At 57.8% G+C, this 15169-nt stretch carries 12 protein-coding genes; 5 read left to right on the top strand and 7 right to left on the bottom strand.

What is annotated here, in order from left to right; genetic code table 11:
- Positions 1-51: 51 nt before the first annotated feature.
- Positions 52-1260 (top strand): glutamine-hydrolyzing carbamoyl-phosphate synthase small subunit, encoded by a 1209-nt coding sequence (gene carA / locus L1047_RS13815; RefSeq protein WP_235279537.1) that lies wholly within the window; start codon positions 52-54, stop codon positions 1258-1260.
- Here the strand turns inward: carA and L1047_RS13820 are convergent.
- Positions 1172-2800 (bottom strand): UDP-N-acetylmuramoyl-L-alanyl-D-glutamate--2,6-diaminopimelate ligase, encoded by a 1629-nt coding sequence (locus tag L1047_RS13820; protein WP_235279538.1) that lies wholly within the window; start codon positions 2798-2800, stop codon positions 1172-1174. The genes carA and L1047_RS13820 overlap by 89 nt on opposite strands.
- A 216-nt stretch (positions 2801-3016) precedes the next feature.
- On the opposite strand from L1047_RS13820, the gene L1047_RS13825 reads away from it, so the two are divergent.
- Entirely contained in the window at positions 3017-5329 is a 2313-nt protein-coding gene (locus L1047_RS13825; protein WP_235279539.1) for a hypothetical protein, read from the top strand.
- 176 nt (positions 5330-5505) lie between these two features.
- On the opposite strand, the gene L1047_RS13830 is transcribed toward L1047_RS13825, so the two are convergent.
- The 4 genes from L1047_RS13830 to L1047_RS13845 all read right to left on the bottom strand — a co-directional run bounded on the left by L1047_RS13830 (position 5506) and on the right by L1047_RS13845 (position 9261).
- Positions 5506-6300, bottom strand: a complete 795-nt coding sequence (locus tag L1047_RS13830; RefSeq protein ID WP_235279540.1) for a HEAT repeat domain-containing protein — start codon at positions 6298-6300, stop codon at positions 5506-5508.
- Between the two features lie 128 nt (positions 6301-6428).
- Complete coding sequence (locus tag L1047_RS13835) at positions 6429-7193, bottom strand: peptidylprolyl isomerase (RefSeq protein ID WP_235279541.1); 765 nt, start codon at positions 7191-7193, stop codon at positions 6429-6431.
- An 83-nt stretch (positions 7194-7276) separates the two neighbouring features.
- On the bottom strand, positions 7277-8062 hold the full coding sequence (locus tag L1047_RS13840) for a hypothetical protein (RefSeq protein ID WP_235279542.1): 786 nt from the start codon (positions 8060-8062) through the stop codon (positions 7277-7279).
- A gap of 80 nt (positions 8063-8142) precedes the next feature.
- Positions 8143-9261, bottom strand: a complete 1119-nt coding sequence (locus tag L1047_RS13845; protein WP_235279543.1) for a DUF1517 domain-containing protein — start codon at positions 9259-9261, stop codon at positions 8143-8145.
- Here L1047_RS13845 and L1047_RS13850 point away from each other — a divergent pair.
- The 3 genes from L1047_RS13850 (at position 9261) to nusB (ending at position 13318) form a co-directional block, all read left to right on the top strand.
- Positions 9261-10142, top strand: coding sequence for a Cof-type HAD-IIB family hydrolase (locus tag L1047_RS13850; RefSeq protein ID WP_235279544.1), 882 nt, complete (start codon positions 9261-9263; stop codon positions 10140-10142). The two genes, L1047_RS13845 and L1047_RS13850, sit on opposite strands and share 1 nt — an antisense overlap.
- 31 nt (positions 10143-10173) lie before the next feature.
- Positions 10174-12321: an ATP-dependent helicase gene (locus L1047_RS13855; RefSeq protein WP_235279545.1), complete on the top strand. Its 2148-nt coding sequence runs from the start codon at positions 10174-10176 to the stop codon at positions 12319-12321.
- A gap of 115 nt (positions 12322-12436) precedes the next feature.
- A complete protein-coding gene (gene nusB / locus L1047_RS13860; RefSeq protein ID WP_235279546.1) occupies positions 12437-13318 on the top strand; it encodes a transcription antitermination factor NusB in 882 nt (293 codons plus the stop codon).
- A gap of 5 nt (positions 13319-13323) precedes the next feature.
- On the opposite strand, the gene L1047_RS13865 is transcribed toward nusB, so the two are convergent.
- Positions 13324-14535: a glutathione S-transferase family protein gene (locus L1047_RS13865; protein ID WP_235279547.1), complete on the bottom strand. Its 1212-nt coding sequence runs from the start codon at positions 14533-14535 to the stop codon at positions 13324-13326.
- 56 nt (positions 14536-14591) lie between these two features.
- Positions 14592-15134, bottom strand: coding sequence for an RNA-guided endonuclease InsQ/TnpB family protein (locus L1047_RS13870; protein WP_235279548.1), 543 nt, complete (start codon positions 15132-15134; stop codon positions 14592-14594).
- Positions 15135-15169: the final 35 nt, after the last annotated feature.

The raw sequence follows: 15169 nt of genomic DNA on the forward strand, positions 1-15169 counted from the left end.
AATGGGGTAATATAGTCAGGCAGCAGCACATCAACACTCATTGGATACTGCATGACTGGTTTCTTGGCGCTTGGGCAGGAAGACAGCCTCAAAGTGTTTCCTTGGCAAAATCATCACCCTGCTCTGCTGGTGTTAGCGGATGGCACCGTCTTTACAGGTTGGTCTTTTGGGGCGGCGGGTACCGCCATTGGTGAGGTGGTCTTCAACACGGGCATGACCGGCTACCAAGAGGTGATTACGGATCCCAGCTACCGGGGCCAACTGATCACTTTTACCTGCCCGGAATTGGGCAATACCGGTGTGAACGACCTGGATGAAGAGTCGGCGCTGCCCCAGGCTAAGGGGGTGATTGCTCGCAATGTATCCCGATGGGTCAGCTCTTGGCGAGCCACCCAGAGTCTGCCGGAGTATCTGCAACATCGCGGGATCCCGGGAATTGCTGGTGTGGATACCCGCGCTTTAGCCCGGCGGCTGCGTTCCCAAGGGGTGATGAACGGGGCGATTTCCACCGAGATTTTGGATCCGCAGGTGTTGCTGGAGCAAGTTCAGGCGGCGCCTTCTATGCAGGGGCTGAGCTTGGTAGCGGAGGTAACCACTCCTCAGCCCTACGAGTGGCTGGAACCCACCCCCGCTGACTGGGATTATGGGCGGAGCCAAGGGCTCCCTGTGCCGGCTCCACCGTTGCGAGTGGTGGCTCTGGATTTTGGCATTAAGCGGAATATCCTGCGGCGTTTGACCCGTTATGGCTGTCGGGTGATGGTGTTGCCGGCGGATGCTACGCCGGAGCAGGTGCTCAGCTACGCGCCGGATGGGGTGTTTCTTTCCAATGGGCCAGGGGATCCCGCTGCAGAAACTCAGGCCATTCGTACCGCCCAAGCGCTGCTGCAAACCCAAAAACCCCTGTTTGGCATTTGTCTGGGCCATCAGATCCTCAATTTGGCCCTAGGGGGATCCACTTTTAAGCTCAAATTTGGCCATCGCGGGCTGAACCATCCCTGTGGGTTGGAGCAGCAAGTGGAGATCACTAGCCAAAATCACGGCTTTGCAGTAGATGCCGATTCCATTCCGGCTGAGTTGGCGCAGATCAGCCATTTGAACCTGAACGACCGCACCGTGGCCGGGATCCGACACCGGCAGTTGCCCCTGTTTTCGGTGCAGTATCACCCGGAGGCTAGCCCTGGCCCCCATGATGCCGATTACCTGTTTCAGGAGTTTGTGGAGTTGATGCTGAAGCATCGTTCCCGGTCTGAGGCTCAGTGAGGGATCCCTTGCGTAGGGCAAGGGCATGGCGGGCCTCTTCGCGGTCATCAAAGTGAATTTTTTGGGTGCCGAGGATTTGATAGTCTTCATGGCCTTTGCCAGCGATCACTACTGTATCTCCCGGCTGGGCAGAGAGGATGGCCTGCTGGATGGCTTGGCGGCGATCCTTCTCGACTAATTTAGGCGATCCTGGGATCCCGGCCACAATATCTGTCAAAATCTGCTGTGGATCCTCGGTTCGCGGGTTATCGGAGGTAACAATCACTTGATCTGCCCATGTGGCGGCGATGCGGCCCATTTGCGGTCGTTTGCCCCGATCCCGATCCCCGCCACAGCCAAACACGCAGATGAGTTGCCCTTGCACCTGGGGCCGGATAGCCCGTAATAGGTTATCCAGCCCATCGGGGGTATGGGCGTAGTCCACAATCACGGTAATGTCTTGCCCCGGCACTGTTACCCGTTCCACCCGTCCCGGCACTCCGGGGAAGTGAGGCAAAGCCGCTTGGATCTGATCGGGGCGGAGGCCCAAATGGAGGGCAACTCCCACTGCTGCTAGCAAATTGGAAAGGTTGAAGGATCCCACTAGGGGGGCTTCTACCCCAAAAGCACCGATGGGAGTGTGCAACTGGGCGCGTAGCCCGGTGGCGTGTAGCTCCACATCGGTCGGCCACAATCCCGGTATTTCTGTCAGAGGTTGTAAAGAATAGGCCCAAGGCTGGAGCTCAGCCCGGCCTGTCCAGGCTGCTAACAGGCGCTCGCCACCGGCATCATCTCGGTTAATGAGAGCCCGCCCCTGGAGATACTCCGGCCTGAACAGGGTGGCCTTGGCCTGCCAGTAGTGCTCCATCGTCGGGTGAAAGTCCAGATGATCCTGCGTCAGGTTTGTCCAGGCAGCCGCCTGAAAGGGACAGCCCCACACCCGATCCTGGGCTAGGGCGTGGGAACTTACCTCCATCACCGCCACTTGTGCCCCTGCAGCGTAAGCCTCTTTTAGGCTGCGCTGTAGCTCGAGCGGGAACAGGGTAGTGTGGGGGGCCATTTGGCTATGGCCAGGCCAGCGATTGTAAAGGGTGCCCAGAAGAGCGGTGGGCTGGCCTGCTGCTTGCAGAAGATATTCGATCAAATGGGTGGTGGTGGTTTTGCCATTGGTGCCGGTGACCCCTACCAGGGTGAGATGGCGAGCGGGAAAGCCATAAAAAGCGCCAGCCAACTGAGCAATGGCCTTGGAGAGCACCCCACTGGGCAGAAGGAGGATCGGTTGTGGGAAAGATTTCTGGGAGGGCAAAGTTCCCCAGACCTCTTGGGAGATCAAGGCTGCTGTGGCCCCGGCCTGTAGAGCCGCGTGCACAAACTGACCCCCATCCACCTGAGTGCCCAATACCCCCAAAAACAGATCCCCAGCCTCCACCTGGCGAGAGTCGGTACAGAGACCCTTCACCCTCACCCCGTCTAGCGATCCCTGGGCCAAGTGCGGTTGAATCCCCGCCTGTTTGAACAAGTCCTCAAGATCGATCCCAACAGCTTTACCAACGGCTTCCATCACCCTTAGCCCCCATATCCCTGGAGCCTACGCTATCTCTTGAGTCACTCGCCTGACTAGGGGTAGTTTGCCATCCGTATCAGACTTGTGAGAAAGTGTATAACTACACGACTGAGCAACCGCAAAAACACTAGGATCCCGAAAAGCCTGATCTATAATCTGGCTAGCCTTTTGCTTTCCATCCTGTTCCCACCCTTCTGAGGAATTGAGTCATCTATGACTGGCTTTTCTCCTATTCCCGAGCCCCTCAGCGATATGACCGGATTATTGGGGGAAAGCACCGCCGGAGCCGTGGTTTCGCAGGCCAAAGAGCCCATCCCCTTGGGACAGCAGTTGGTACAGGCTGGCCTATTGACCAAGGCTCAGTTGGCCCAAGCGTTGCGTGAGCAGCAACAAACCCATCTGCGCTTTGGCGAGGTTTGCTTAGAAAAACAGTGGATTTCACCGCAGCAACTGTATCAATTCACCTCCAGCCAATCCCTCTGTTTGGGGGAAATTTTAGTGGCCCGTGGGTACCTCGAGTTTGATCAACTGCGCATCGCCCTAGCCCAACAACGACGCTATGGGCGCAAATTGGGGGAAATCCTGATCTGGAAAGGCTGGATCCAGCCGGCAGCGCTGGAGCAGATCCTGAGCGAACAAGAACAACTGCGGGGTATGTCCGGGGTCAATGCCTGGCAAGCCCTGAGCCGCTCTCTGCCGGAGGGGTTCGACCAGGTGGAAGCCGCCGAAGTGGATGACTTGGAAGAGCTGGTGGATTTGGACAGCGCCCCCCAGATGGGGGATTCCGGACGAGCAGAGTTGGTGGTTCGTGGATCCCTGGCATCTTTGGCGCCTACTCCCGAACCCGTAATCCTGCCGGAGCCAACGGAGATCCCTTTTTCTGACTTGGAGCTGGAAACGGGCACTCCCACCACCCAGTTGACGGGCTATCGCAACCGCGTCGCCGCTCTAGAACTGGAACTGGAGTTGCAGCAGCGGGAATGGGATGCCAGCATCCAGCGCATGAATGAGCAGGTGCTGGAATTTCAGCGAGCCTACCAAGAGCGCATTCAAACCCTGGAAAACCGCCTGCAGCAAGTACAACAGGAACGTTCTGAAGCGGAAGCCGAGTTGGTGCGGGTGCATCAACAGCAGGTGTTTCAGTTGCGAGAACTGCTGGCAGAACGGCAGGCGAAGTTGCAAAGTCGGCTGGATCAACAATCTCAGCAGGCTAGTGCCCATGCGGCTTTGGTGAGTAGCTATCAGCGGCGCATTCAGGAATTGGAGGCTCAGCAGGCTAAGTTGCGGCAGGAGCTTGCCCAAGGGGAGGAATCCCAGCAGATCCAGTTGGTGCAGTTGCGGCAGGCGCTAGAAAAAGAACGGGCAGCCCTGGCCGAACAGCAGCAGCAAGCTCAGCAGCAGGAGATTTTGGTGCAGCAGCTATACCGCAACATCGACGAGCTAGAAGCCAACCTGGCTCAACAGGCAGAAGCTCACGCTCAAGAGCGGCAAGCCCTACTGCAACAACATCAGGAGCAAATCAACCAACTGCAGGCCCAACTGGCGGAGCAGCAGCAGGCCAGCCAACAGGCCCAGCAAGCCCGCCAAGAAGTGGATCATCTGCGCACCCAGCTCCAGAAGCTGAGCCAAACCCTGCAACAGATGCAGCCGTTGCAGCAGCGCTACCAAGCCCTGACTCAACAGGTGCAGCCGCTGGTACAAAAGCTGAATCAAGCCAAAGCGCACATCGCCAAATTGGGGGAAGCCCTCCAACGGTCACAAACCTCGCAGCAGCACTACCAACAACTGGCTCAAAAACAGCAGGCCCAACTGCAACAGGCACAAGCCACCACCGCCCGTCTGAGCCAGGAGCTATCCGCCATTCAAAAAAAATTGGCCACCCTTTCAGAGCAGCAGCAACTGGCTCAACAGCTGCGGAATGCCCAGCAGTTGATGCAATCCTATCGCTACAGCTTGGAAACCCTACAACAGGAACTCAAGGCGGAGCAGATGCGCAATCGCTTACTGCAAGCCCAACTGGAACGTCAGCAACTGGCTTTGGCTTCCAGAGGGAGCCAAACACCCGCAGTAACGGTAAACTCTAGCGACGATGGCACTCTACAAATCGATTCGGTGACGGGATCCCTGGTGCTCACCCCCTGGGCCCGGCAACTGTTTATCCGCCTGCGCAAAGCCGACTTGATCACCCGCCAGCAGGTGCAGGAGGTGCTGGAGCTGTGGCAGCAACAGCGGGGAAAGTTGACGGATATTCTGACCTCCCACTTGGGTTTGCAAACGGCCACAATCCGGTTTTTTAGCGATGAAGGGTATGCGGCGCGGTTGGGCGGATGTCGGCGATTGGGAGAATACCTGCAGGCGGCTGGATTGGTGAGTGCCGAAGATCTGCAACAGGCTCTACAAGTTCATCGTCAAAGTGGCCTGCGTCTGGGGGAAACGCTCGTCCAGCAGGGATTGATCCGGCCCAGCACCGCCAACTATTTTGCCCATACCTTTACCCAGGCCCAACAAACCGAGCGCCCTTCCTAGAGGTCTTCAAGATTACCCAGATAGCTTGGGCCAGATCTTTTGGGTGTTTGGATTCGGATACCAGAATACAGCTTTTTCCAGCATTATCTGATATATCGGATTCAGGTCAATCCCTTGCTCCATAAGGTTTTTTGCTGAGTTCAAGAGCCTGTGTGAAGCCGGAAAAGGCTGTAGCTTCAAACCAGATTATCCAGTTGCTCCAGCAGAAAGGACTCTGTCCCGCTAACGCGACCGGGATCCGCCAATTTTTGCAGAGAAAGCCGCGCATCATCCCGCACCCCCAAGTCCGGATCGCCACTGGCGCTGGCCAACAGGTGTCCTGTCAAGGTTTGGTACAGGGTCTGATCGGCAGCGGGATCCCCATCCCCAAGGGCCTGTTTCAGCTGTTGCCCCAGGCTCCCCAAGCTCCAGGCACAATTGCCTCGCACGGGTGCAACCGGATCCCCAGCCAAGCCGCGGCAGAGAGCCATGACAATCTCAGGCAGGGCTGAGCCGGGTAATACTTGTGCTTGGGCCAGTTGTCCGAGGGCACTGGCGGCCCACAGCCGTACCGCGGTGATATCCCCTGCCAACACTTCGATCAACACCGGGTAAGCGCGGGGATCCCTAGCATTGCCCAATGCCCAAACCAAGCCTTTACGCACATAGCCGTTCCACTCCCAGCGCAAGCCCTCGATCAACACTTCCACCCCACAAGGTGCGCCAGGCTTTGGCGCACAGGGAGCCGGGTTGCGTCCCAAGGCATAGGCGGCTCCCACCCGCACCAACGGACAGGGATCCCGTACCAACGCCAACAGATGCCGGATCGCACGAGGTTCTTCAACATCACAGAAGGCGCGCGCCGCCTGCATCCGCAAATAGGGGTCGCTATCCTCCAGTTGCTGCAGCATCAACTCCACATCCACATCTGGGGGTGGATGTGGTGGCAGTTCGTCCAGCGGTTCTAGGGGGGAAAAAGCGTCTTCGTACATGAAAAGGTGCCTTTGGCAGATGAGGCCGCTGGCAGAGGGGGCAGGAGCGCTAGGCTACGGCGAAGGCCACTAAGAAACGCTGTTCCCTAACTAGGAACACCGGAGCGGCCAACCCTTGCTGCCGCCCATCATAAACTGCTGGGATCCCCAGTTTGTTGTTCTTGCGCCTGTTGAGGGGAGACTACTGCTGGAACCGTGAGCCATTCTTCCCCCTCAATCACCCGTGCAGAGCGAATTACATCTCCCACCTGCACCTTATCCACCCATTCCATCCCTTCAACGACGTAGCCAAACACGGCGTAACGCCCATCCAAAATCGGCAGGGAGGACAGGCTGATATAAAACTGAGAAGAGGCCGAATCCAGCGGGCTAGAACGGGCCATAGCCACCGCCCCCGAACGATGGGGCAACACCAACTGGCGCAAAGCGGCGGGATCCTCAATCAAGGTGTTGTAGCGAGGCTGCGGTTCCCCCTGCACTTGAATTTCCAGAGGAAGGGTACGCACATGGTTGCCCCCTGGCTCCATTGCCCCTCCTGTGCCATCCCCACGGGGATCCCCACCCTGCACCACAAAGGGTTGCGGATCTTTCTCCACCCGGTGGAAGGTGAGACCGTTGTAAAAGCCGCGCTGCACCAAATCCACAAACTGGCCGCCGGTGAGAGGGGCAGCCTCTCCGTGGATCTCGAGGGTCACCTTGCCCAACCCCGCCTGAGCGGTTTGCAGCTCCAATTCCACCACGGCTGTGCCCCGCAGTTGCGGGCGATCGGCATAGGCAACCGGGATCCCTTGTTCAGCGGGGGATCCCAGCGGTGGGGTAATGCTCCGACAACCAAGCATGCCGAGACAGAGATGCCCCAGAGCCAAGCCCAATCCCGCTCTGTTCCCGTTCATATGTGCGATCTCCCTCCCCAATGTCCGGCTGATTCAGCCGCCCCTATCATCGAGAAACCCCGATTGGGGGCGGATCCCAGCTCTCAAATCCGCTGCGTTAACCCCAATTGCAAGGTGACACTTTGGGCACCATTGCTCACCCCCACACCGTAGGGACTAATGGAGGTGACCCGCCACTCTGCCTTGACCGCCTGACCCACCGGCACCTGCCGCACCACATTGTCGATCAAAATCAGAGCCTTAGGAGCGCCCGGATCGTGGATCAACCCCACCAGTTTCATCTGCGGCACCGGTTGGGGCGGGATGATCCGTACTGGCACCGGAGGAGGAGCTGGGGGTGCAGAGGGTGCAGAAGCAACGGGAGAGACAGCCCGGGCTGGGGCAGATTCTGTGGCGGTAGCAGTGGCCGTTATTGTAGTTGCTGATGGATTTTCCTCAGTGACCTTGGGTAAATCTTCCGGCGTGAACGGGGTTTCGGATTCTTGCCCCAACAGAGAGGCTGGTGCTGCCAGCAAGGGATCCCTCTCTAAATCGTCCTGCAAATCGTTGGTATCCTCCGCCAAAAAGGGCAATTCCCCCTTGGAGAAAACCCATGGCTGTGGGCGTAAGGTCACCCAAAAAGCCAGCCCTGCCACACAAGTAGCAGCCAAAGCCATCCCCAGCAACATTCCTCCAGCAGCATGAGACCGCCGGGAACGCAACGGGGGCCGCGTGCCGAAGTAGGGATACTCCTCAACGTCTGACCCCCCTTCGTCGAGGCTGCGTTCTAGATCGTCGAATAAATCATCCAGCAAAGAATCCGCTTGCCTAGCTTGGCCAGACCTCCAGGGGGAACGACGACCCCCGGCTGAAGCATCATACCCAGACATAGAACCTCCCAAACCGAAACGGCGGGGATCCTGAAGAGTTGAGGCACTCAGCCGCAGCTGCCCTATTCACCCAAAGGCGCTCAGAGGAGTCGCATTTCAGGGTACTCAGTCAAAAGCGCATCTGCCGACAGGGTGTCTCCCTCCAACTGCGGCGTCCACAGCACTTCAACGGCCACAACCCGCTCTGCCGAGAGGGATGCCAACTGCATGAGGCACTGCCGCAGCTCCGCCACGGAATTAACTACAGGTAGTGTACTCGAACCAGCTCGATACGCCACTAGAAGCGTAACAACCAGATATTCCCCCACTTCCGGGATCCGATTGGCATCTCCTTCTAGCACCGGTTGTGCAGCGCGCTGCAGTTGGTTGTTGCGGTTGCTGAGGCTCTCGATGCTGAACTTGCTGCGCTCTTGTAAAGAGGCTTGGTAAAAGAGGGATTCGGCACGAGACAGAGGGAACTGGCCGGCTTCGGCGTGGCCATAGGCCCAGTAGTCGCTGTAGCGCATCAGGCTGAGGCTGACATTCTGCAACAGCTGGCTTAGCCCCTCTGGGGATTGGGTATCCGATTCCAAAGCCAGCATGTCGATGTCTTTCTGCAGTTGCCGGGCACTGGCCAGCAGGCCCACTTTCACCTGGGCAACAGTCACTTGCGGATCGCGGATGCCGGTGCTGTCTTCTCCCCCTTCCATGTCAGCAGCAGAGTGCAGGGTGCGAACCAAGAAGCTACCTGCCCCGATCAACAGCAGCAGGGTAAACAGGCCGCCCCCACCCCCACCCCAGAAAAAGGGCAACAGCAGTGGAAACCCAAAGCCACCCCCATAGCCACCGCTGGGATACACAGGGGCCGAGCGCGGGCCAATGGAGCGAGGAGCAGAGAAAGTCGGAGCCCGGAAAGAGCCACCCCCTATCCGACCTCCACTGCGCGCCCAGACGGTGCTCATTGGGGCCAAAGCTAGGATCAACGCCAAAGCCACAGCCAGCATCGGTCGGCAAAAGCGTCCCAGTCGTTTCAACATGTTCACGGTATTTTCATCCCACCAATCTTCTCTAATTGTACGACCTCTCCCCGTCAGGAGCAGGGGAGAGAACCGATCCTGGGTTTTTAGGGATCCGGTTTGCTCGACCAACCCAACAAACCCAACCGATGAATCCCGCCAGAGCCGTGTTACCGTCTGGGAGGTTGCCAACAGGAGGGGCAATGCAAACCCAGGTAGCAGTTCAACCCGAGGCTCAGTTCAAGGAACAGCGACAAGAATCCATTCACCCACCGACCCAGCGGCAGATTCGGCTGCTGGTGCTGGATATTGACGGCACGATTGCGGGGCGTTCCAACCAGGTTTCTGGGCCAGTGCGGGAGGCGATCCAAAAGGCCAAGGCAGCCGGGGTACGAGTTGCTATTGCCACTGGGCGTATGTATCGCTCAGCAGAACGGTTTCACCATGCCATTCAGGCGGATATGCCTTTGTGTAGCTATCAGGGGGCATTGATTCGGGATCCCGCCAGCCAAGAAACCTTGAAGCACTGGGCCCTGGACTGGGAACTGGCGGAAGATTTGTTGCAAAGATTGCAGGATCACCCGCTGGTGGTACACCTCTACATTGAGGATCAGCTCTACCTACGGGAGCTTAGCCCCCTCAGCCAAGCCTATGCCCAGCGCTCCCAGGTGCCCTTTCAGCTGCTCTCCTGCGAACAATGGGGACAACGGCCCACCAAGGTGCTGGCCATGTCGGAAGATGTCGATTTGATCGACCAATTGCTGGGATCCCTGCGGCAACAGTATTCCCGTGAGCAGCTCTATCTCACCCGTTCGGAGCCTTTTTTTCTGGAAGCCACCCACCCGGCGGTGAACAAGGGCAATGCCGTTCGCTTTCTAGCGGAGGAGATGCTGGGGTTATCGGCGGATCAGGTGATGGCAATTGGGGATAGCGATAACGATATTGAGATGATTCAGTACGCGGGGATCGGGGTGGCGATGGGGAATGCCTCTGCCGCCCTGTTGCCCCATGCCGATTGGGTCGCCCCTCTGGTGGATCAAGATGGGGTGGCGGCGGCGATTGAGGCATTTATCCTCAGCCCTTAACTTAAGTTGCGAGTTCTACTGGGATCCATCAATGGTTGGTTTGGCTTCTCCCCCCTTTCCACAGCCGATCCTACGCCCAGCCCAGCAGCAGGCGTTGGCCTACCAATCTGGCGCGCTGGGGATTGCCGCCGTGCCTGGCAGCGGCAAAACCTTCATCCTGGAGCTGCTGATCTCAGATTTGATCCTCAATCGTGGCATCCCACCGGAGCGGATCGGGGTGTTCACCTACATGCGCTCAGCCCGGGGCAATTTGATCAGCCGCATCAACCAGCGTTTGCAGCAGGCGGGCTACCTGAACCGCTTTACCCAAGCCTTCACGTTGCATTCTCTGTCGTTGCGGGTGTTGCGAGAGGCCCCGGGGGAGGAACTGTCCATTTTGGAGCAGTACGAGCGGGATCGCCTCCTCAGCCGCTTATGTCGCGCTTGGCTCACCCACCATACCCAGTTTTGGGATCCCCTCATCCCCACCGACGATAACCCGCAAAAGGTGGCCCAAAACCGGGCCCGTTTCCGGCAGAGTTTTCAGCAGATGGTGCAGGCGGTGATCAGCACGGCCAAAAATCTGCGTCTCGCCCCAGGAGGGATCCCATCCGACACCCAAGGGTACCTGGCTTGGGCCGCTCCCATCTATGCCAGCTATCAGGCAGAGTTGCAGCGGCTGGGCAAACTGGACTACGACGATCTGGGCTGGCAGGCGGTGGAGCTGATCGATCGTAGCCCGGAGGTGCGGGCACAGGTACAGGACTGGTACGACTATCTGTTTGAAGACGAAGCCCAGGATAGCTCTCCGCTCCAGGAAGATCTGCTGCGGTTGCTCAGCCAGCGCACTGGCAATTTGATCCGGGTTGGGGATCCCAACCAGAGCATTATGGGCACCTTCACCACCGCTGAGCCCCGCCTGTTTCGCGCCTTTTGTCGGGCTAGTCCACAGGTGATTTTGCAAGAGTCCAGCCGCAGTGCCCCCCAGATCCTTGCTTTGGCCAACCGTCTTGTGGATTGGGTGAATCGGGAGCACCCCCTCACCCCTCTGCGCACCGCCCTTGCCCCCCAGCACATTCAACTGGCCTCCTCCGGTGGTCAAAACCCTCCGGCGAGTGAGGGTCAGGTGGAGTTCCAATCGATACGGGGATCCCCGGATGAGGAATTGCAACAGGTAGTGCTGCAAGCCATTCAAGCTACGCAAGCCTTCCCCGAGCATACCGTTGTCATTCTGGTGACCACCAACGAGATGGGGGGCAAAGCCCTCAGCTACCTGCAGGAGATGGGGGCCGAGCGGGTGGTGGATCTGTTGCGCAATAATCCCAGCCAGCGACGGGTGCTGCTGCAGTTGAAGGGGGTGATCGATTTGTTCGCGGTGCCCACGGCTCCCATGCGCTTGGCGGCGGCGGTGGAGTATCTGGCGGATTGGGCCGGGATCCCGCGGGCTGATCTGGAGCCGATGTTGAACTGGATCCGCGCTTCACTACCGGAGCGCTTGTTGTTTCCCTATTTTGGCGAGGATCCCTCCCTCCCTTATGGGCCAAAACTCGCGACCCTGCTGCGGACCCTTGCCGGTTGGCTGCGGGCGGGCCGTTCCCCTTGGACGGAGGTTCTAAATCTGGTCATCCAAAGCCTCTATCGCAAGCCAGAAGAATTGTTTGTCGGGCGCTACGTCATCGATCAGTTGGAGCAGGTGCTGGGATCCCTGCCGGAAACCGATTGGCAGGAGATCGCCCAGGAGTTCCAGGTGATTCTGGATCACCGCCTCAACAACCTGCCTTCTGAAATCCTCGCCTTCAACCCAGAACCGGGCAGCATTACCGTCACCACCCTGCACCGCTCCAAAGGGTTGGAATGGGATCAGGTCTTCATCCCGCAACTGTCGGCTTACGAGTTCCCGACCCATTACAGGGATCGCCGCTTCGGGTTGGCCTTTTTGGAGGATGTAGATATGCAGGCCGAGGCGCTGGCACAGTTGCGACAGCTCAACCCCAAAGGCAGTTGGGAGCTGCAGGCGGACTCCGCCACCGAACAAGCCTTTCTGGATTTGGCGGCAGAGCGGTTGCGGCTGTTGTATGTGGGCATCACCCGCAGCAAGCGGCGGCTTACTCTCTCGGTTTCCAGTCAGTCGCGCTTCGGCAGTGAGCAAAGTTCTTCTCTGCTGTTTCGAGTGCTGAATCCTAAGCCGACGGCTGGGTAAACAACACCTTGAGACCAGCCACCCAATCGCTTGTGCATCAACAGCCTGCTAGCATGGCTAAGCCCGATACGCTTTGTGGCGACAGGGCAGTTTTTACAGCCATGGGTACTCTGCCATGCAACCTCGGCGTATCGCCCGCGAACTGGCCCTGCTAGGGGTCAACCAACTGCCGGCCACGGCGGCCAAACTGAACGAAAAACAATTGGAGGATTTATTGCTAGCAGCGGTACGAGCCTTGAGCGAAGAAACCCACGAAACGCTCTCCACAGCGGCGGCAGAAATTCAACGCAGTGACCGGCTGCTACACGAGAGCGATCCGCTGCTCTTGGTCGATACGGAAGATCCCAACGAAGTCGGGGGATCCCGTTCCTCCAGTCGCCGCATCCAACAGGTTCAACGGCAGCTCAAACACCTGCAAACCGCCCTCAGTGGAGCCAATGCTCAACCGGCCCAGACTCTACACAGCGAACTGGTGGGGTTAACCCATCAAGCGCAAGTCGCCCTCAGCAACGCCAGCCAATCCTTAGAACACCTGGAACACCGATTGAACAGTGTTCGGCAAATTTTGGATGATGTCATTCAACTGGCGCAAGGGGCGATCAACCGGGTGGGGACAGCCTTGTCTATGCCCGAACTGTTGTACATCACCCAATCCCCAGAGGTACGTGCCTATGCTTTGCAATTGTTAACGACTCTCCAAACGCATAAAGAATCCATTGATGCTCGCTTGCAGGCGGCTTTGGTGGGTTGGCAACTGCAGCGCCTGGGTCGGATCGAACGAGATATCCTGCGCCTAGCGGTGGTGGAAATGGAAATTTTAGCCAGTAGCCCCGTTAAGGTCGCCATCAACGAAGCGGTGGAATTGGCCAAGAAATACGGGGATCCCGAAGCAGCTACTTTTATCAACGGGGTGCTGCGGCGGGTGGTGGACGGCCGGATGGAGGCCCAGTTGCTAGGTCGGGATCCCTCCAATCCGGCTTTGGGTTCCGGGAGCTAAGCGGATCACTGCCCGGATCTGAGGAAGTTGGCCGGATCTTGATCCCGTCGGTGCTGAGTGGGAATGGGGATCCCTTGCCCATCTCCTACCAAGGCTGCCGTCGCCTCCAAAGCCTCTCGCAAGCGCTTGGCCGCATAAATCGACATATCCCGAGGCACACTAATCCGATCCCGCAGGTAGCGCAGAGCCGAGTCGGATCCTGGTGGCGGCAGGCACACTTGCTCCGTCATCAGATGGGTCAGAGCTGCCCGTAGGGCTTCATCCACCAACCCATCTTCCGCTGGATTGATACGAATCAAGTTGGCCCGATGCTTGAGCACCCGATGTAGAGCCTCCGCTCGAGCACTCTCTGGCTCTGGATACGCCACATCCGGCAACCCCATCCAGGGGCCATGATCCACCCGCTGCTTGTTGAGCAACATTTGCGGCTCCCCATTTTCCCAACAGCCTCCCATCTGGGGTGGCAGATCATGCACATGGGTGTGAAAGTCGCTCTGGGTACCCCGGTAGGTGGGGCGGCTCTCCAGGCCTGCAAACCAGGCTTGCAAATGGGGGTTCTCTTCCCGTAGCGCATAGCCTTTGTAGTAATACAGGCTGGCGTTCATCCGCTCCAGAAAGGGGGTAAAAATCACATCCGCAACCCCGAATTCCTCTAGAAAATAGGGGCCAGGGGTTTGGCTGAGGGCTATCTCCACCTGTTGCACCACCTGGGTAAATTGGACTCGATGCTGTTCTTCTTGAGAAGTGCTGCGAACCGGTGAGCACAGCCACTGGCACCAAGCCCGAAACAACAGCCGTTCCAACTGCCGCAACGGCAACACCCGCGGATCCCGCATCCCCTGCCCTAGAGGGCCATAAACCCGTTCCAAAGCCAGCAAAATATCATCGCTTTCGGTGAGCAACTGCCCCTTGAGTTCCAGAGCAGGCAACATTCCAGAAGGCACTTTGCGCTTGTACCAACTCTCCTTTTGCCCATAACAAAACATCGTGACTTTGTCGACACGATAAGGGATCCGCTTTTCTTCCAGCCACAGCCAAACCTTCTGGCAGTAGGGGCACCAGGCGTGGTTATCTCGGTAGAGGGTCACCTGTACCTCTGCCTCCGAGTGACCAAACAGCCTCAGGCGCGCTTGCGCATTGGTCGGCCCATTCACCCGATCTAGCTGAAAGGTACTTAGGGCTTCTAGTTCTGTCCAACTGAGAGGGGGACGAAGCATGGCAAGGAAATCCGTGAACCGCCTAGCGCCGAATCAAAGATTATGGCGTAGGTTGCCTATCTAGTAGCTAGCGCAACAGTAGAAGACTGGCGTCCTTTTCTACCACATCTTACAGCTAGACAATGGGCGGAATCCCCAGTCCCTGAGGTCAATATACGCAGTCCTTTAACCTTTCCTTCCCCTTCAGCTGTGTACTCGAGCATGGTGCAAAATTGCCCCCATCCTACTTGGGCTATCCCCTTGGCAAGATAGTGATTCTGCATCAGGTTCCGTACGGATAAGTTTTCCACCACGATGACTTGGTTTTCGTTCACTATCCTGCGTGATAGCTTATAGTGAACATCTTCCCGGACACAGGCTATTTTGTGATGCACAGTAGCGAGTTGTCGTCTCGTCTTATTCCGGTTGTTAGATCCTTTCTGGCGACGGGATAAACGCTTCTGTTTTTGCTTGAGATTACGCTCGTGCTTCTCTAGCCAGCGGGGATTATCAAACTTTGAGCCATCACTAGTCATAGCAAAGTGGGGCAGTCCTAGGTCAATACCGATAGCTTTTCCTTCGCTAGACTGACTGGGAGTATCTTTCCCGTCATCTGCCAAAAATTAGAGCGCGGGACTTAGAGCCTCTCCCACGC

The organism is Synechococcus sp. Nb3U1, from assembly GCF_021533835.1.
Classification (GTDB): Bacteria; Cyanobacteriota; Cyanobacteriia; order Thermostichales; family Thermostichaceae; genus Thermostichus.

Bases quoted from the DNA above. Each gene is read 5' to 3' on its own strand.
- carA (WP_235279537.1), top strand. From the start codon at position 52: ATGACTGGTTTCTTGGCGCTTGGGCAGGAAGACAGCCTCAAAGTGTTT.
- L1047_RS13820 (WP_235279538.1), bottom strand. From the start codon at position 2,800: ATGGAAGCCGTTGGTAAAGCTGTTGGGATCGATCTTGAGGACTTGTTC.
- L1047_RS13825 (WP_235279539.1), top strand. From the start codon at position 3,017: ATGACTGGCTTTTCTCCTATTCCCGAGCCCCTCAGCGATATGACCGGA.
- L1047_RS13830 (WP_235279540.1), bottom strand. From the start codon at position 6,300: ATGTACGAAGACGCTTTTTCCCCCCTAGAACCGCTGGACGAACTGCCA.
- L1047_RS13835 (WP_235279541.1), bottom strand. From the start codon at position 7,193: ATGAACGGGAACAGAGCGGGATTGGGCTTGGCTCTGGGGCATCTCTGT.
- L1047_RS13840 (WP_235279542.1), bottom strand. From the start codon at position 8,062: ATGTCTGGGTATGATGCTTCAGCCGGGGGTCGTCGTTCCCCCTGGAGG.
- L1047_RS13850 (WP_235279544.1), top strand. From the start codon at position 9,261: ATGCAAACCCAGGTAGCAGTTCAACCCGAGGCTCAGTTCAAGGAACAG.
- L1047_RS13855 (WP_235279545.1), top strand. From the start codon at position 10,174: ATGGTTGGTTTGGCTTCTCCCCCCTTTCCACAGCCGATCCTACGCCCA.
- nusB (WP_235279546.1), top strand. From the start codon at position 12,437: ATGCAACCTCGGCGTATCGCCCGCGAACTGGCCCTGCTAGGGGTCAAC.
- L1047_RS13865 (WP_235279547.1), bottom strand. From the start codon at position 14,535: ATGCTTCGTCCCCCTCTCAGTTGGACAGAACTAGAAGCCCTAAGTACC.